The organism is Haloprofundus marisrubri (genome assembly GCF_001469955.1).
GTDB lineage: Archaea > Halobacteriota > Halobacteria > Halobacteriales > Haloferacaceae > Haloprofundus > Haloprofundus marisrubri.
This window is the reverse complement of the sequence record NZ_LOPU01000029.1, coordinates 778,268-795,553: the sequence shown is the minus strand read 5'-3', so window position 1 is coordinate 795,553 and position 17,286 is coordinate 778,268. Positions and strand designations below refer to the sequence as shown.

The 17,286-nt window shown below is 65.4% G+C and carries 15 protein-coding genes and 1 tRNA gene; 10 read left to right on the top strand and 6 right to left on the bottom strand.

Features of this window, described 5'->3' with window-relative positions:
- The first annotated feature begins 86 nt into the window (after nt 1-86).
- Both AUR64_RS14490 and AUR64_RS14485 read left to right on the top strand, forming a co-directional pair.
- Nucleotides 87-1,367 (top strand): sensor histidine kinase, encoded by a 1,281-nt coding sequence (locus AUR64_RS14490; protein WP_058582643.1) that lies wholly within the window; start codon nt 87-89, stop codon nt 1,365-1,367.
- A gap of 17 nt (nt 1,368-1,384) precedes the next feature.
- Nucleotides 1,385-2,122 carry a sporulation protein gene (locus AUR64_RS14485; protein WP_058582642.1) on the top strand — a complete coding sequence of 246 codons (738 nt, stop codon included), beginning with the start codon at nt 1,385-1,387 and terminating at the stop codon, nt 2,120-2,122.
- Between the two features lie 424 nt (nt 2,123-2,546).
- Here AUR64_RS14485 and AUR64_RS20580 read toward each other — a convergent pair.
- Nucleotides 2,547-2,695, bottom strand: a tRNA-Met gene (locus AUR64_RS20580).
- A 131-nt stretch (nt 2,696-2,826) separates the two neighbouring features.
- Here AUR64_RS20580 and AUR64_RS14480 point away from each other — a divergent pair.
- Nucleotides 2,827-3,993, top strand: coding sequence for a DUF7115 domain-containing protein (locus AUR64_RS14480; RefSeq protein ID WP_058582641.1), 1,167 nt, complete (start codon nt 2,827-2,829; stop codon nt 3,991-3,993).
- A 44-nt stretch (nt 3,994-4,037) separates the two neighbouring features.
- On the opposite strand, the gene AUR64_RS14475 is transcribed toward AUR64_RS14480, so the two are convergent.
- Nucleotides 4,038-4,436: a DUF5830 family protein gene (locus tag AUR64_RS14475; RefSeq protein ID WP_058582640.1), complete on the bottom strand. Its 399-nt coding sequence runs from the start codon at nt 4,434-4,436 to the stop codon at nt 4,038-4,040.
- A 191-nt stretch (nt 4,437-4,627) separates the two neighbouring features.
- Here AUR64_RS14475 and AUR64_RS14470 point away from each other — a divergent pair, with 191 nt between their 5' ends.
- Nucleotides 4,628-5,287 (top strand): TVP38/TMEM64 family protein, encoded by a 660-nt coding sequence (locus tag AUR64_RS14470; protein WP_058582639.1) that lies wholly within the window; start codon nt 4,628-4,630, stop codon nt 5,285-5,287.
- A gap of 199 nt (nt 5,288-5,486) precedes the next feature.
- Here AUR64_RS14470 and gpmI read toward each other — a convergent pair whose 3' ends face one another.
- A complete protein-coding gene (gene gpmI / locus AUR64_RS14465; protein WP_058582638.1) occupies nt 5,487-7,001 on the bottom strand; it encodes a 2,3-bisphosphoglycerate-independent phosphoglycerate mutase in 1,515 nt (504 codons plus the stop codon).
- Nucleotides 7,002-7,260: 259 nt separating this feature from the next.
- Here gpmI and AUR64_RS14460 point away from each other — a divergent pair, with 259 nt between their 5' ends.
- Nucleotides 7,261-9,504, top strand: a complete 2,244-nt coding sequence (locus AUR64_RS14460) for a hypothetical protein (RefSeq protein WP_155120618.1) — start codon at nt 7,261-7,263, stop codon at nt 9,502-9,504.
- Between the two features lie 10 nt (nt 9,505-9,514).
- On the opposite strand, the gene AUR64_RS14455 is transcribed toward AUR64_RS14460, so the two are convergent.
- Nucleotides 9,515-11,419: a S9 family peptidase gene (locus tag AUR64_RS14455; protein ID WP_058582637.1), complete on the bottom strand. Its 1,905-nt coding sequence runs from the start codon at nt 11,417-11,419 to the stop codon at nt 9,515-9,517.
- A 169-nt stretch (nt 11,420-11,588) separates the two neighbouring features.
- Between AUR64_RS14455 and AUR64_RS14450 the strand changes: the two genes are divergently transcribed.
- From AUR64_RS14450 to AUR64_RS14440, 3 genes are all read left to right on the top strand, one after another.
- Nucleotides 11,589-12,242 (top strand): DUF1405 domain-containing protein, encoded by a 654-nt coding sequence (locus tag AUR64_RS14450; RefSeq protein WP_058582636.1) that lies wholly within the window; start codon nt 11,589-11,591, stop codon nt 12,240-12,242.
- A 146-nt stretch (nt 12,243-12,388) separates the two neighbouring features.
- Nucleotides 12,389-13,210, top strand: a complete 822-nt coding sequence (locus tag AUR64_RS14445) for a hypothetical protein (protein WP_058582635.1) — start codon at nt 12,389-12,391, stop codon at nt 13,208-13,210.
- A gap of 100 nt (nt 13,211-13,310) precedes the next feature.
- Nucleotides 13,311-13,967: an ArsR/SmtB family transcription factor gene (locus AUR64_RS14440; protein WP_058582634.1), complete on the top strand. Its 657-nt coding sequence runs from the start codon at nt 13,311-13,313 to the stop codon at nt 13,965-13,967.
- 68 nt (nt 13,968-14,035) lie between these two features.
- Here the strand turns inward: AUR64_RS14440 and AUR64_RS14435 are convergent, their stop codons facing one another.
- Together AUR64_RS14435 and AUR64_RS14430 are read right to left on the bottom strand one after the other, a co-directional pair.
- Complete coding sequence (locus AUR64_RS14435) at nt 14,036-14,479, bottom strand: hypothetical protein (protein WP_058582633.1); 444 nt, start codon at nt 14,477-14,479, stop codon at nt 14,036-14,038.
- A 91-nt stretch (nt 14,480-14,570) separates the two neighbouring features.
- Complete coding sequence (locus AUR64_RS14430) at nt 14,571-14,936, bottom strand: hypothetical protein (RefSeq protein WP_058582632.1); 366 nt, start codon at nt 14,934-14,936, stop codon at nt 14,571-14,573.
- Nucleotides 14,937-15,082: 146 nt separating this feature from the next.
- Between AUR64_RS14430 and gatD the strand changes: the two genes are divergently transcribed.
- Together gatD and AUR64_RS14420 are read left to right on the top strand one after the other, a co-directional pair.
- Nucleotides 15,083-16,330, top strand: a complete 1,248-nt coding sequence (gene gatD / locus AUR64_RS14425) for a Glu-tRNA(Gln) amidotransferase subunit GatD (protein WP_058582631.1) — start codon at nt 15,083-15,085, stop codon at nt 16,328-16,330.
- The gene (locus AUR64_RS14420; protein WP_058582731.1) at nt 16,327-17,262 is read left to right on the top strand and encodes a GNAT family N-acetyltransferase; all 936 of its coding nucleotides are present in this window, start codon (nt 16,327-16,329) and stop codon (nt 17,260-17,262) included. Before gatD ends, AUR64_RS14420 begins: the two co-directional genes overlap by 4 nt.
- The last annotated feature ends 24 nt before the right edge of the window (nt 17,263-17,286 follow it).

Here is a 17,286-nt window from a genome sequence, read left to right as displayed (position 1 = left end):
TGGGCGAACAGTTATATCTACGAAAACGTACGGTGAGATAGCACCGGAACGCCGTCTCAGAGGGACGGCGTCGTGCGGCAGACGATATGACGGGACCAAAGAGATGCTTCCTTGCAGAACGGCTCTTTCCGCCAGTCGGAGAACGCGCCGACACGGAGACGAAACTGCTCCTCACGGGCATCGTGCTCGTGGCTGGAGTGCTCGGCGGCAGCGCGTTCGTAACGGGGGGAACGCCGCTTCGAACGTCCGTCATCGGTACCGTCGTCTCGATGGGCGGCGCAGCGATGGCGCTGGCTATCGCCCGCGGCTGTCAGATTCGACAGATGGTGACCGAGGAGGCGTCGCTCACACGCTGGAACCTGTTGTGGGCGATGATGGGCGTCTTCCTCCTCGGGTACGTCTGCACGCTGGTCTTACTGTATCTGGGCATGCTACCGCTGTTTCAGGTCGTCGGCGGTGCGGTGTTCGGACTGGGCGCGGCGTTCGTGCTTCTCGTCGTCGACACGAGTCTGAACACGATACACGAACTGCAACAGCGACGTGTCGAACTCGTCGACCAAATCGAGGCAACACGCCACCGTCAGCGCGAACTCGACGCCGCGCGCCGTCGCTCGGACCAACTGAGTGAGCGACTCAACGTGCTCAACCGCGTGTTTCGTCACGACATCCGCAACGACGCCAACGTCATCTTGGGTTACACCGACCTCGTGGAGCCGTCGACGGCCGACGGAGAGGCGTATCTCGATATCGTCCAACGGCGGACCGACCGAATCGTCACGCTCGCGGGCTACGTCCAGAAGGCCGACACGCTCTGGCAAGATAACGACGAGGAAGGACTCGATGACATCGAAATCGACCCGCTTCTGAACCCGCTGTTCGAGACGCTCGAAAACCAGTATCCGGAACTCGAACTGACGACGACAGTTCCCGACGACGGCGTCGTCGTCTCCGCACACCCGCTCGTAGAGTCCGCGCTGTGGAACCTCTTAGAGAACGCCGTCGAACACAACGACGCCGCGACGCCGCAAGTCGACGTCCGCGTCGAAGCGAGCGAGCGAACCGTCACGCTGTTCGTTTGCGACAACGGGCCGGGACTCCCCGACTCCGAACGGGAGGTTCTCGAACGCGGCAGCGAGGACGGACTCAGACACAGCGACGGGATGGGACTGTGGCTCTCGAACTGGATTGTGACGTACTCGCGGGGCACGCTGGAGATTGCCGACGACGTCGACTCGGGGTCGGAGTTCGTCGTCCGCCTTCGGCGAATCGACGGACGGGCGGACGAGCGTTTCGACGGCAGGCGAGGGTCCGAAGAGGTTCGTAGACGTGACCGACGCGGCAACGAAAACGTTCATACGGTCCCCTGAGAGTTCGCCTACACAGAATGAGGAACGTCCTTGCGAGAATCGGAATTGGTTCTGCGACGGTCGATACAGTCCTCCCCTCCGCGACAGTGATTCCTGGACAGTCGGTGGACGCGGAAGTCCACATCCACGGTGGCGCGAGCGAACAGCGCGTCGGACAGATGGTGTTTGCGGTGAAGACACGCTATCGGACCGAGGACGGACACGAGACGACGACTATCGACCGGTTGACGCTGGCCGAGGAACTGACTATCGCCGCGAACCAAGACGAGGTTCGGCCGGTCACGCTCGACATCCCGTACGAGACGCCCGTCACCGTCGGCGGCATCGAGGTGTGGATCGAGACGGAACTCGACATCGACTGGGCGGTCGACCCCGGCGACAGAGACGGCCTCGACGTGCAACCGACGCCACAGATGGCCGCGCTCTTCGACGCGATGGAGCAACTCGGCTTCTCGCTGCACGCCGCCGACTGCGAGGCGGACCCGTACGGCCGGTACTCGGCGGGCCGACGGTTCGTCCAGGAGTTCGAGTACAGACCCCAGTCGGGACCGTTCGCCGAGTCGCTCGACGAAGTCGAACTCGTCTGTCTGCCCGACAGTGACGGCCTCACCGTCTACGCGGAAATCGACCGCCGCGGTGGTCTGCTGAGCGAACTCGCCGACACCGACGAGCGAAAGACACAGTTCACCGTGACTGACGACGACCCTGATGTGATTCTCGAACAGGTTCGGTCGGCCATCGAAGAACAGGCGTAAGTGACAGATTTCTACGTGGATTCTCGACCGTTCCCGGCCCGACGCCGGAGATAGCGCTGTCCCGTAAAACGTGATTTAGTAGCCGCCAAACCCGGTTTAACGGGTGGTTCGGCGTTTTCGGGGGTGCGGTATGGAGTTCAATACTATGGGGGTAGCGTCGGTATGAACTGTTAGAGTCGCTGCCCGGACGTGTATACCACGCCTACCGGGTGGCGCTCGATGGCGACCGTGACCGGTCGCCGTGGTGTGTCAGAGTCCGGGGGTGTGTCAGCGCCCGGCGTTTTGTGCTTTAGTGGGGAGACGGCGTCGGACGCCGTCTATCGCTTTTCGCTTCGGAATCGCTCTCGGGAGTATCAGCTATCGCTCGGAGCGAACTGCTTCGTATAGACCGAGCAGCGGCTCGGTGTGTGGTCGACAACAGAAATGCCCGGGGTGGGCTCCGAACCCACGATCTCCGCATATCCCAGGTCAGAGGCTCGGCAGGCCCCATGGGGCGGAGGCTTCCAAGGCGATACCGCACCGAATCTCAGAACCCTATGAGTGCGGCGCTATGTCCAGCTAAGCCACCCGGGCTCACTCCCATCTTGTCCGATGAGACTATTGAAGCTTCCCATATCAGTCCACCGTGTGGCGGTTTCACATCGCGATTCGCGTTCGTCGCTGCACCCCCTGAATTTATCACCCGGGACCGGGACACCCATCTCATGAGCCTGCCGGAACTCGTCCAGACCGAACTGGACGACGAACCAGTCGCCGCCCGGGTGAGCCTCGGCGGCGAGGACGGACTGTTCGTCACGCCGACGCGAACGCTCATCTATCGCTCCGAGGGCTTGCTCTCGGACGAATCCGTCGAACAGTATCCGCACGACGCCGAACGCATCTCCGTCTCCGAAGGCGGGCGCACTTCCCGGAAAGCGACGGTGACGCTCGACTACGGCCTCGACGGCGAGCAGTCCTTTTCGATTCCGTCGAAACGGCTGCAGGACGCCCTCCACCCCGTGCTCGCCGGCATCCTCAGCGCCACCGGTATCACTGACCCCGGCGAGACGGTCAAGCAGACGTTCCGATTCAGCGAACTCACGTTGGTCGTCACGAGCAACCGAGTCGTCAAACATATCGGCGCACCCGTCTGGGACGAAGACTTCGAGGAGTACCACTACGCGGACGTGACCGACCTCACGTTCGAGGACGGAAGCGTCGCAACCTCCGTCGTACTCACGCTCGGCAGCCGTCAAGAGCGGTTCAAAGCGCCGAACGACGAGGCCCGGGCGGTCCGCGAGACGCTGACCGACGCGCTCTGTACCTACCACGAGGTGCCGTCGCTCGACGCCTTCCGGAAGGCGAAAGCCAGAGAATCCGAAGCCGAACCGACACAGGACCGAAAGAACGTCTCCTTCGGCGACGGCCCCGCACCGCTGAAAGCCAACCCGACCGAGTTGAGCGAGAAACCGAAGAACGCGACGCGACCGGACGACCCGGTGGACCTCGGCGACGACTCCGCCGACACGCCGAAGGAAGTCACCGGCAGCGCCGGTACCGCCGCCGAGTCACAGTCGGCCGCCTCCGCGACGTCGACGACGCAGATGGGCGCTGCCGAGTCGTCGACGTTCGAGGGGTCGGGATTCGAGTCGGCCAGCGACGACTCGGCGGCCGCCGAGACATCCGCGCCGGCGTCGGCGTCACCGGAGACGGCGGTTCCTGAACCGGCGACCGAGTCAGCATCGACAGCTACCGCCGCGAACGACGATATCGCGGAGCTACGGGCGCAACTGACGACCCTGACCGAGACGGTCGAACAACAGAACGAGGAACTGCAGCGACAAGCCGAACTCATCGAGCGACTCATCGACGAACTCAGCCGCGGTCGGTAAACACGCGACCCGATTCACTCGCGCTCGGCCTCTGGCCCGAACGCTCACTCTCTACCGGTGACTTTCCTGATACACGACGAGCCGAACGGCCCCAACTCGCCCGCCTCGAAGCGGACGAAGTGACCTGTCGATATCGACGCGCCGCAGCGGCGGCAGTCGAACTCGCCCTCGCGCGTGACGACTTGACTCTCGAAGCGGACGAACGTCCCGCCGCGGCGCGTCCGAATCGTTGCGCCGTCGCGGTCGATGATACCGCGTTTCTCGGCTTCGTCGAGGATGTCACGGGTCGTCGTCGGGTCCGTCGTCACCGTCTCGATACGGTCGATGACCGCCGGAAGCTCCAACTCGTCGTGTTCGAGGTGGGCGAGTAGTTCGAGGGCGAGTTCGATGCGCTCGCTGCGGGTCGCCGCGAGGCCATCCGACTCGTTCGGTCCGTCGGGCACGCTCTGCGGATTCCGCGCCGTCGGAGTTAACGATTGCTCTGTACGCCGCGAGGAACGGCCGTTCACGGGAGGTTGCGGTTTCGATGCCCGACGATGTATGGCACAAGCGGTTTGACGACGGACGGTGAATCGGTCGTATGGACTACGACGCCAGACCAGTGGCCGAACACGTCACGGAGCGGTGTCTCTGAGTGTCGCGTCGAACGTTTCTCGCCTCGACGGCGCTCGTCGCACTCGTCGCCGCCGTCGCCGCGTGGCTCGTCTCCCCGGAGACGCTGTTCGAGCGCCTCCGGTGGGTCGCCGCCGACCCGGTTCGGTTCGTCGTCGTGCTGACCCTCGTTGCACTCGTCCGTCCGGTGTTGGCGTGGCCGACGACGCTTCTGGCGGTCGTCGTCGGCTACACGCAAGAGCTCGTCTGGATGCCCGTCGCGCTCGCGCTCGTCGTCGTGAGCAGTGTGCCGCCGTACTTTTTCGGACAGTACATCCGCGGCGACAGCGGTCGGTTCGCCGCCGCCAGTGAACGCTTCGTCGATACGACCGGTGACGTGCGGAGCGTCGCCGCCAGCCGCCTCTTTCCGGCACCGTCGGACATCGTCTCTATCGGCGCGGGCATCGCCGACGTTCGACTTCGCTCGTATCTCGTCGGCACGGCGGTCGGTGAGACGCCGTGGGTGGTCGGTGGGATGCTGGTCGGCGGGTCGCTGGGTGCGCTCACCACGGACTCGCTGACCGGCGTGTTCGACGTTCGACTCCTCGCGGCCGCCGCCGTCGTTGGCGTTCTGCTCCTCGCGGGGCCGCTGTACCGTTACGCGTCCGAGCGGAACGTCAGGCTCCGACTCAAACTCCGATAACGCGTACCGACCTCCGAGAACCCTCACCGACTACCCACTCCCGTTCGGCCGCAGTTTTATCCCTGAGAAGGCGACCAGTCGTTCGCGTGCGCTGAACGCAGTCGTGACCCGGTCGAGGCGGTTGTGCGACGGACCGGTCACGAACGAGTGTCACGAACTGTGGTGGTTCGTCGATTCCGCCGCCTGCCAGCCCTACTATCTACTCCAGAAGCGATTCGCCCGTCATCTCCGAGGGTTGCTCGACGCCGACGAGCGACAGCAGCGTCGGCGCGAGGTCACAAAGCGAGCCGCCCGCTCGAACCTGTTTCCCCCCGTCGTCGCCCGCCGGGGAGAGATAAACGAGCGGAACCGGGTTGTACGTGTGCGCCGTGTGCGGAGCCTCGGGGGTCCCCATGTCGTCTGCGTTGCCGTGGTCGGCGGTGACGAGCGCGTGCCCGCCGGCGGCCGTCACCCCGTCGAGTAGTCGGCCCAGTTGTTCGTCGACGGCTTCGACGGCCGCAACGGCAGCGTCGAAGTCACCGGTGTGACCGACCATGTCCGGATTCGCGTAGTTGAGCACGAGCACGTCCGGGTCGTCGGATTCGATGACCGACAGCGCCGTGTCGGTCACTTCCTCGGCGCTCATTGCGGGCGTCGCGTCGTACGTCGGCACGTCGGGACTCTCGACGATGCGCCGAGTCTCGCCTTCGAACTCGACTTCGCGGCCGCCGTTGAGGAAGTACGTCACGTGGGCGTACTTCTCGGATTCGGCGAGTCGGAGCTGCGTGAGGCCGGTGTCCGCGAGCACTTCCCCGAGCGTGTTCCGCGGTTGGTTCGGCGGGAACGCCACCGGAAAGTCGAACGTCTTGTCGTACTGGGTCATCGTCGCCAGATGAATCTCCGGGGGTGTGGTTTCGACCGACCACTCCGGTCGCACGTCGCCGAGCATCCGGACGAGTTGGCGCGCGCGGTCCGAGCGGAAGTTGAAGAAAAACACCGCGTCGCCGTCTGCGAGCGCCGGCCCGCCTTCGACGAGCGTCGGTTCGACGAACTCGTCGGTGTCGTCGCGTTCGTATGACTGTTCGACCGCCTCGACCGCCGAGAGCGCCTCGTGTTCGGCGTCTCGGTTCACGATGGCGTCGTAGGCGAGCTTCGTCCGTTCCCAGTTCTGGTCGCGGTCCATCGCGTAGTAGCGGCCCGAAACCGTCGCTACCTCGCCGGTGCCGTGGTCGGCGGTGACGCTTTCGAGCGACGCGAGGTAGTCGGCCCCGCCTTTCGGGTCGGTGTCGCGGCCGTCGGTGAACGCGTGCGTCACCGCTTCGACGCCGTAGTCCGCCGCCGCCTCGATGAGTGCGTAGAGGTGTTCTTGGTCGGAGTGGACACCGCCGTCGCTGACGAGACCCATGAAGTGAACGCGGCCGTCGTGTTCGTCGGCGTAGTCGAACGCGTCCACGAGAACGCTGTTCTCGTAGAACGACCCGTCGTCGACACTGTCGTTGATTCGGGTGTACGCCTGCTTGACCACCCGACCGCTGCCGATGTTGAGGTGGCCGACTTCGCTGTTGCCCATCTGCCCGTCCGGCAGACCGACGCGGCGGCCGCTCACGTCGAGCGTGCCGTACGCACCCTGTTCGCTGATTCGGTCGAAGTTCGGCGTCTTCGCGGCCTTGACAGCGTCTCTTCGGTCGTGGTCGCCGAGTCCCCAGCCGTCGAGAACGACGAGTGCAGCCTGCATACCCGTGGGTTCGCTTTCGACGGTAACTAGCCTTTGCATCCGAGCAGTCGCCGGCCAACGCTACTGTGACCAACAAAGTCATAACGAACGGTCTGAAACGCCGAGCAAATCGAGCTCCATGTCCGACGACGACCGACGAGATGACCGAGGTGAGAGAGCGACGAAGAACCGGAGTGAGCGGCCGTTATCGGGCGACGAGTCGAACCCTGTCGACGAAACGGCGACCCCGGGAGAACGACCGCCGGACGGCGGACGCGCAGTGGACCAGACGCAAGCCAGCGACGACAGAGATACTCAATCGGCCGAGAGCGGCGGCGTCGAACGACGCGACCTGTTGAAACTCGGCGCCCTCGCGCTCACGGTTAGCGGCGGGACGGCCGCCGGGGCGGTGCTTTCGTCGGACGAGAACGAGGAGGGACTCGGCCCTGTCGACCTTCCTGACACCTCGTCAGACCCGGCCGCGGCGTCCGAACAGCGGGCGCTCGTCGAGCAGTTCGCACCGGACGTCCACTTCGACCGGCGCGAACTGTGGTATCCGACCGACCCACGGCGTTACGAGAGCGACCGCGACGGCGACGTCGTCGTCGACGGCTTCGACGTGCTTGACGGCTACACCGCCGACCACCGGGAGACCGACACACCGCCGGCACCGACGGTGTTCTACAACGTCGTCGAGTACCGGGACTCGCCGCTTTCCGTCGTCCAGTACTGGCTCTACTCGGCGTTCGACCAGTTCACGACGAACTTCCACTGGCACGACTGGGAACTGTTTCAGGTGTTCGTCGACCGCGAGAGCGGCGAGCCGGTGTTGTACACGGGCAGCGCACACTCGGACGCAGTGCCGAACAACGAGTTCGTCGACCCGGAAGCCCCGCGACCGAACGTCCTCTCGGAGGTCGGCTCTCACGCCAGCGCGCTCGGAGTCAACGACCGCCCGCGGTCGTTTCAACGACTCGCCGGTGACGGCTTCATCGCCGATATCACGAACGAGGCGGTCGAAATCGGCGACCGGGCGGTGGGCATTCCGGCGGCGTACGGTCTTCCCCGAGACGAGGGCCTTCGCCTACCGTACGTCGTTCCGGAACTCGACGGTGCGCCGCTGTACGACCACGAGAAGCTCCCGAACGTCTCCGAAAACGACCTGCTGTCGGGGTCGCTGGTCGTCCACAGTTTCGCCGAACTGGCGACCCCGCCGGACGGCATCCCGCTTCGGGAGAACGGCCTCTCGTTCGGCTTCGACGCCGAGAATCGCCTCGGCCTCGACGTCGGCTACGACCTCGTCTCTATCGAGGAACTCCGCCACATCGACGGCTTCACCGGACCGCAGTTGAGCTACGAGTTCACCGTGCCGCAGTTCGTCGAAGACGAGTTCGCACACCATCTCACCGCGACGACGGCCCCGTGGACGCAACCGCGATTTTCGGACCCGACCGTCGACATCACCGACCCGCAGCACCGACAGACGCTCGCCGAGCGTTACGGTCCTGTCGAAGACGAAGCCACCACGGACCGCGTCGTCGGCGTCGTCCGCGAGTTGACGACGCGGCCGCCCGAGGAGCGAGACGAGACGACGGCGAACGGCGAAGACACGCAGACCGGCGACGCGACCGAGGACGAAGCGAGCGACGGCGACGCATCGAGTGCAGACGATTCGCCAGACGGTGAAACACGGCCAACGCCGCCGAAACTGCGAGAGTCCGGAGTGGAAAGCGTCGCGCTGCTCGAAAGCGAGGACCCGACGGCCGTGCCGACGTGGAACGGCGTCGTCTCGCTGTCGGGCGTCACCCACGAGTCGCATCGACTCACCGTCAACGGGGCTGGCCGGGCGCCGTACGCGGAGACGTTCGAGTTCGACGGCGGCACGTACACCGCCGGCGTCGACGGCGTCGTCACCGTCGTCCCGAACGAGGAGGCGGTGAAAGTCCGTGCAGACGCGTCCGAGGAGTCAGGCATCGCCAACGTGCGATTCGAAGAGGACGTCGCCGGACCGGTGTACGACGGGAAACCCGACGGCGAGGACCGATTCGGCCTCTACGTCAACCGCCACGGGACCTACACTGCCGAAATCACCGACGACGAGGGTGAGGTCGGCGTGTTCCGCGTCACGCCAGGCACCGACGACGCGTCCGGCGACGAGGCGCTCACCATCGACACGCCCGAGACCGGCAAGCGTTCGTTCGTCACGTTCCTACAGTCGCTTCTGGACGAGATTCTGGCAGGCGTTCGAGACCTCGTCGACGACATCGGCCCGCTTCGGGAACTGCTGTTGGCGCTGCTGCGACACGGTCGACGGCTCCTCGACCGGGTTCTCGCCCGAGTCGACGAAGGGAATACCGCGAAGGCGAGCGAAGAACTCGGCGTGCTCGCGGACCTGCTGGCGTTCTCCGCGGAGAGTTTCGACGCGCTCGCGTGGGCGCTCCCGGAGTCGACCGAAGCGCGTCTCGGCAGTCAGATAACGCAGGCACGACGGCGGACCGAACAGGCCATCGACGTTCCGGCCTGAGCGAAGCGGCTTATTCGGGCGGGTGCGGCCGACTCGTCCCCCGGTCGGGGTCGACCTGGAGGTATTTGGCGAACAAGTCCGCCACGCGCGTGTACGCGTCCACGACGTTCTCGCGTTGGCCGAACCCGTGCGGTTCGCCGTCGTAGCGCCGGAACTCGTAGCGTTTGCCGTGGGCTTCGAGTTCGTCGACCAGTTGCTCGGACTGGCTGATTGGAACGCGGGCGTCGTCTTCGCCGTGAAGCACGAGAAGCGGCGCGTCGATGTCGGCGACGTGGCGAATCGGACTCGCCGCGCGGTAGTTGTCGAGGTCCGTCGCAAGGTCGCCGAGTTCGCGCTTCATCAGTTGCCAGCCGACGTCGTCGGTGTCGTCGACGAACGACTCGTAGTCGTAGACGCCGTAAAAGGCCGCACCCGCCCGAAATCGGTCGGAGTTCCCGAGTGCGTTGGCCGTCATGAGGCCGCCGCCGCTGCCGCCGAAGATACCCGCTCTGTCGCCGTCGACGGCGTCGTAGGTGTCGGCGACGGCGTCCGCGGCGTTGATAACGTCGTCCAAGTCGCCGCCGCCCCAGTCGTGGTCGTTGGCGTTTCTGAACGCCCGGCCGTAGGCGTCGGAGCCGCGGTAGTTCGGTAGAATCACCGCGTAGCCGAGGGCGACGAAGTACTGCGCGCGGTAGTCGAACGCGAACTTGTCGTAGGAGGTCGGCCCGCCGTGAGCCTTCACGAGAAGCGGAACAGAATCGGATTCAGCGTCGTCGGCGGGCGGATAGACGACGGCTTGAATCTCGCGGCCCGACGATTCGTAGGAGAGTCGTTCGGGAGTCGAGAGCCGGTCTTCGAGGCCGACGAACGTAGTCGGTGAGCGCCGCTCGCCTGACGAAACGTCTCGAATCGCCGCCGGCGTCGTCGGCGAGTCAGCCGTCGAAAGCACGCTGTCGCCGTCCCACGCGGGCGCGGTGTGCGTCTCCTTGCCTTCGGTGAGTTGTTCTCTCTCGACGACTTCGGAGCCGTCGAGTTCGAGCGTCCAGACGTGTGCTTCGGCGTCTCTCGTCACCGTGACGGCGAGTCGGTCACCGTCCGGGTGCCACGACGGCGCGGCGACTTCCGCACCGTCTTCGGCGAAGAGGGGTTCGATGTGCCAGTCGCCGTTGCCGCCGTCGTCATCGCCGTCGCCGCCGGCGTTGCCATCGCTCGTCGCCAAATAGACGGCGTCGAATCCGCTCCCGTCGTGGACGAACGCGATTTCCTCCTCCGCTCCGGGCCGCGGACGTGGCGAGGCGGCGCGAACGTCCGATTCGGCGAATATCGCGTCGCCCTCGGGGTCACCGCCGACGTCGCCGCGGGCGACGCGGACGAGTGTCGCTTCGTCGTCGAACAGACTCCGGTGCGGCGCGCGAATCGCGTACACGTCGTCGCCGGCGAACTGCGGGTCCGCGTAGAGATACGCGTCGTCGCGGAGGCTGTCGAGGCGACTGCCGTCGGCAGCGACGACGCCGAGTGTCGCGCGCGAGCGGCGGTTGGCGACGACGGCGAGTTCGCTGCCGTCGTCGCTCCACGAGAGACCGAGGTCCGCGGCGTCGTCGCCGACGAGTGCCCGCTTCTCGCCGGTTTGGAGGTCGACCACGGAGAGCGACCCCGACGCGGAGAGGTAGGCGAGTTCGGTTCCGTCCGGACTGAAATCGAACCAGCGCGGGTCGCCGCGGCCGTACCGGACGGCGACGACGCCCTCGCTCGTGAGGCGTACGTCGCTCGTGGCCTCGTCGTCGAGCAACCAGAGGTCGGTCTGTCCTTCGCGGTTCTTCGCGTACGCGATGCGGTCGTCAGTCGGCGACGGGACGGCTTGAACGACCGAGTCGACCGACGCGAGGTCGGCCAACAGCGTGTCGTAGCGGGTGTCACGGATGTCACGTCGATACATACCAGAGGGTCTGTGGGTCGTCGGGTATAGTTCCGGATAGCGGAAAGTCGGGGGCAGCTGTGGAGATGGGACAGTGTGGTCCGGACGTAGCGGCGGGCAAGCGCTTCGGGTCACGTCGCCGTCCGTCGTCTCGACAGCTTTTACCCCGAACCGCCCGTCTCTCCGGCGAATGGCGGCTGCGCGTCTCATCCCGGACCGGTACGTCGAGTACTACCTCGGTAACGGTCCGAGTCTCGTCTGGTTGCTCGTCGTCAACGCGGCGGCGTTTCTCGTCGGCGTGCGCTACTACGTCGAGACGATGCCCGCGATATCGACGTTTCTGTGGCCGTTATACGGCGACTCGCCGACTGCACTGGCGCTCGGGACGCTCTCTTTGGCGACGCTGTTGCCGAATCTCGGCCGGGCGCTCGACGACGCGCCGCTGAACCGCCCGCTGGTGTATCTCCACACGCTGTCGGTCGTTTGGCTCGTAAAGTTCGGCCTCTGGACGGCCGTCGCGTTGAATCTACGGCCCGACCTCTACTTCGGGTTCGGTCTCTCGTCGCTGTGGAGCTACTGGGGCATCCTCATCACGCACTTCGGGTTCGTCGTCGAGGCGGTACTCATCGCTCGCATCGGCGCGACCACCCGCGGTGCGCTGGCGTTCGCACTCGTGTTGGCGTTTGCGAACGACGTGTTCGATTACCTGTTCGGCTACCATCCGCCGCTCCGATACACACCTGGGCTGACGCTTACGGTTGCGAGCGTGGCGATTTCGGTCGTCTCGGTCGGTGTGGCGGCGCTTCTGCTGGACCGGTACGGAGACCCGACCGTCCGGGAGTAAGAGGGAATTACGCTCCGGTTACACTGTTGCAGGCCGACTCAGACTCAGCCGTACTGGTTCGAAACACACTGAACAGAACGAACCCGACGGTGAACGAAACGAACAGAGCTTCCTGTTTATGCACACGCGTGGGGTCTGAGCAATCGATGAAGACCGTCTCCGCCCTCCTCGTCGCGGTGTTCGTCGTCGTTTCGACCATCCCTGCCGCCGCTGCGGCGGTTCCAGCGTCGACGCCCGACGCCGAATCGCAGGTCGACACCAGCGAGCGTCGACTCGGCGACGACGTGACGACGTTCGTCCAGTCGACTGCCGCCGAGACCCGCGGTGTCGTCGCTACCGAAAAGTGGGAAGCGAGTTTCGAGCGAAACGGCGACAAAGCGGCCGTCGAACGTCGAATCGACCGTCTCGAAGTCGAACTGGCCGACCTACGGCAACGCCGCGCCGCGCTGGCAGCGGCCGCCGAGAACGACAGCATCTCCGGCCCACAGTACTACGGTCGCCTCGGCCAACTCGACGGCGAACTGTCGGCGCTGGCGCTCTCTATCGACGCGACGGAGGCCGCCGCCCGACAGGTCGACGCGAACACCAGTCGCCTCGCCACGCTCCGAACCGAAACCCGGGAGACGCACGCGAACGTCGCCGGTCCTGCGGGAACGACGCCACCGCTCGGAACAGCGGCGAACCGCGCCAACAACACCGGTGGAAGCGACGGCACCACAGAACCCGACGACACCGCCAACAGTCTGGAGTTCGTCCACGTTAGCGTCGAGTCGGTGGGTGAAGATGCGGAGACGTTCGATGCCGACGGAACCGAGGAGACGAGTAGCGGCGTGAGCGATGCCGACTCGACGGACGGAGGGAGTGACCCGTCCAGCGAATCTCACCCCGAGAGAGGGCTCACGACAGAGACAACCCACTCCAGCGGTGAAGCGCCCGGAAAAGAGGACGTCCGAGGACTCCGCTCGTAACCCGGCGCGAAACGGCACTCACGATTCGACGAGTCGACAGACGACACGGGCGTCTCCGACGGGAGTCAGCCTTTTCAGTTCTGACGGCTTACCTGATGTCATGGACTCTGCGGTACTTCTGGACCTTCTCGGCAACGAGAACCGGCGGCGTATCCTCCGTCTGCTCTCGCACAAGCCCTGCTACGTGACCGAGATATCCGAGTACCTCAACGTCAGTCCGAAGGCCGTCATCGACCACCTTCGCAAACTGGAGGAGGCGGGCCTCGTCGAGAGCCGAACCGACGACCAGCGTCGCAAGTACTTCAACATCGCCCAGAACGTCAGACTGGAAGTGAACGTCTCGCCGTACGGGTTCGGCACGAAGAGCGCGTATCCGGCGAGTCCGACGCTCGAACTCACCGGTCGGTGCTCGCATCTGAGCATCGACGCCGAACCCAGACAGAACGGTGACGACCTCGAATCGCTGGCGCGGGAGTTCGGCCGCCTCGAAAGCATCGAAAACGAACTCTCGCTCGCCCAGCGGTGGGTTCACGGGCGGATGACCGACGTACTCGACCGGTTGAACGACCGCATCGGAACCGACGCCGACAGCCGGTTCTACGCGAAAGTGCTCGCGGCCGTCGCCGGCGGCGCGACGAACACGCTCGCCGTCGCAAAGGAAGTCGGTGCGCCGCCGGAAGTCGTCGAACAGGTGTTGGACGGTCTGTACGAGCGCGGACTGCTCACGCGGACCGACGACCAGTGGACCGTTCGGTGACTACTCGGTAACTGTTCGGCGAGCGTGCGGCCCGACTCGTCTCTGCTCTGCCGATATTTCAACTGGCCTCAGATTTCCCGCGTGACGCCGTCACGTAGGTCGCGGCCGAAGTAGTGGCCAACGAGTGTGACCGATGCACCAACGGCCGCACCCACGCCGCCGAGTTGGACGCCGTACTCCGAGACGACGTTCACCGCGACGGGCAGGAACGCGCCGAGCGTCGAGAGGAGAACGCTGAACACGCCGACGAGTGCGCCGGCCAGTGCGACTTCGACGTAGCGCGGTTCGTCGGCGACGAGGCCGACGACGAACGCCGCGGCGAACAGTCCGAGCGCCCGAAGAATGAGCGAGACGCCGGGTATCGCGCCGACGAACGGGACGAGACCGCCGAGGAACACGCCGACGAACGAGAGTGCGAGTGCGAGCAGGAACGCTTTCGGCGCAAACAGTCGGCCGAGTCGACCCGAGGAGTCGTCGCTATCGGAGGAGGACGGATTCGTGTGCGAGGACATACCAGACGATGGGTGCGCTTTCGGTATCACTCTTGTGCTCGTTCTGACGCGTTGCGAGCAGGGCGGAGCGGGGCGGAGCTGTGTTCGGCGATTACCGTGTCGCTGGCGGAGTCACCGTACGCTTCTGTTTTCGCTGCACGAGACGATACGAGTCGTAACAGACGAGTGAGAGTCCGAGCCCGAGCAGTCCCATGCAGGCGAGGAAAACCGAGGTACTCGCTTCGCCCCCGGCTAGGAGAAACAACGGCGCAACCGGTGCCAACAGCGCGAGTCCGTACGTACCGTACTTGCGACCGTCGAGCCACATGACGCCGGCAGCGACAGCCGCACCGGCGAAAAACAGCGCGCTCCACGCCGTTGCCCCGAGCGAATATCCGGCCGCGTCGACCGTATACTGAGCCGCTATCGGTGTGTTCAGCGCCACCACGACGGCGACGATACGTTCGTTGTCGTTCACACGCGCTACTCAGACTCTCGACACAAAACGGTTCGGTCGATAGTGCTTTGATGGTGCTACGCGCGCACAGATGCGTCCGGATGCGGCCGTCGACGAACCGCCGGCGAACGAGTGGATTCAAGTCCGCCGCGAGGGTATCCGCGACCATGAACGCAGGCGACCGCATCCGCGTCGAACGCGGAGGCGTCACGAACGAGGGCGTGTTGATGCCGTCGACGACGGCGGACCATCTCGTCGTCAAACTCGATGGCGGCTACAACGTCGGCATCGAACGCGAGGACGCCGAGATAGACGTCCTCGAAACCGACGTGTACGACGTCGGTGAGACGCAGTCAGACGAGGGCGAGAGCTCCGAAATCGAGTTCGACGACGACCTCCCGACGATTTCGCTCATCTCCACCGGCGGCACCATCGCCTCCACCGTCGACTACCGAACTGGCGCGGTCACCGCCCAGTTCGACGCCGAGGACGTGCTTCGCGCGGTGCCGGACCTCGCGGGGCGGGCGAACTACCGCGGCCGCGTCGTCGCCAACATCCTCTCGGAGAACATGACGCCCGACGTCTGGAGAGACCTCGCACAGGCAGTCTACGAAGAAATCGATGCGGGCGCGGACGGCGTCGTCGTCATGCACGGCACCGACACGATGCAGTTCTCGGCGTCGGCGCTGTCGTTCATGCTAGACACGCCGGTTCCAATCGTCTTCACCGGCAGTCAGCGCTCGGCGGACCGCCCCTCCTCGGACAACGTGATGAACGCCGTCTGCGCCGTCGAAGCGGCCAAATCCGACGCCGCCGAGGTCATGGTCTGCATGCACGGCACCGAGAGCGACGACGTCTGTGCGCTCCATCGCGGCACGCGCGTCCGCAAGAACCACACCTCGCGGCGCGACGCGTTCGAGACGGTCGGCGCGAAACCACTCGGCGAAGTCGACTACGACGCCGAGGAAGTCACGTTCCGCCGCGACCACGCCGAGCGTGGTGCGGTCGAACTCGACCTCGCAGCCGACATCGACGGCGAAGTCGAACTCGTGAAGTTCACGCCGGGCATGGACCCCGCGGCGCTGGACTATCTCGACGGGAAGTCCGGCGTCGTCATCGAGGGAACCGGTCTCGGCCACGTCCACACCGACCTCATTCCACGAGTCGAGGAGTTGGTCGACGACGGAACGACCGTCGTGATGACCAGTCAGTGCATCTCCGGGCGCGTCTGTGACCGCGTCTACGACACCGGCCGCGACCTGTTGGACGCGGGTGTCGTCGAAGCGGGCGACACGCTCCCCGGCACGGCGAAGGTGAAACTGATGTGGGCGCTCTCGAACCTCGGCGACCCCGCCGACGCGATGGGCCGGAACCTCGTCGGCGAACTGCAGGAGGAGTCCAAGCCGTGGACCTGACGGTCCGACAGGCACGCCCCGAAGACCACGACGCAGTCGTCGACTTTACGAGCGAGACGTGGGCAGACCGTGGCGGGTCGGACTACATCCCACATATCTACCACGAGTGGATTGCCGGCGACGGCGACGACCAGCGGACGTTCGTCCTCGACGCCGAAGGAGACGAGAAAAACCCGTCCGAGGAACTCGCCGGTATCTGCCAAGGCGTCCTGCTCTCGGAGTACGAGGCGTGGGCGCAGGGGATGCGCGTCAACCCCGACTACCGCGGAGAAGGGGCGTCGATGCACCTCTCGAAGGCGCTGTTCGCGTGGGCGAGAGAGCGCGGTGCGACCGTCGCCCGCAACATGGTGTTTTCGTGGAACGTGGCGGGTCTGGGGCAGTCGCGCGCGACCGGATTCGGCCCCTGTACGGAGTTTCGCTGGGGGATGCCGACGCCGGACGCCGACGCCGAACCCGACCTCTCCATCACCGCGGAGGCGGACGCCGCGTGGTCGTTTTGGACCGGAAGCGACGCCCGTGCGGACTTGAAGGGCCTCGCACTCGACGCCGAGGAGTCGTGGGCGGTGTCGGAACTGACTCGCGAACAACTCCGAACGGCGGCCGACGACGGCCGTCTGTTCGTCGCCAGCGAGAACGGCACTCGTGGCTTCACTTTCCGAAACCGGACGTACGACCGGGCGAACGACGAGGGAAAAGAGGAGAGATGGGCGGAGTACGCCGTCGGCGCGTGGGCCGACCACGAGGCGGCCGACTCGTTGTACCGAGCGATTGCCCGCGACGCCGCGGGCGTCGACGCCGACAAGGTTCGGGTGTTGATTCCGGAGGGCGTTCGCTGGGTGAGCGACACCGCCTATGCCCGTACGGGCGTCTCCGACGAACCGGACTTCGTGATGGAAGCGGATTTGACGGACCCGTCGGTCAGCGGGAACTGAGAACTGAGAACTGAGAACTGAGAA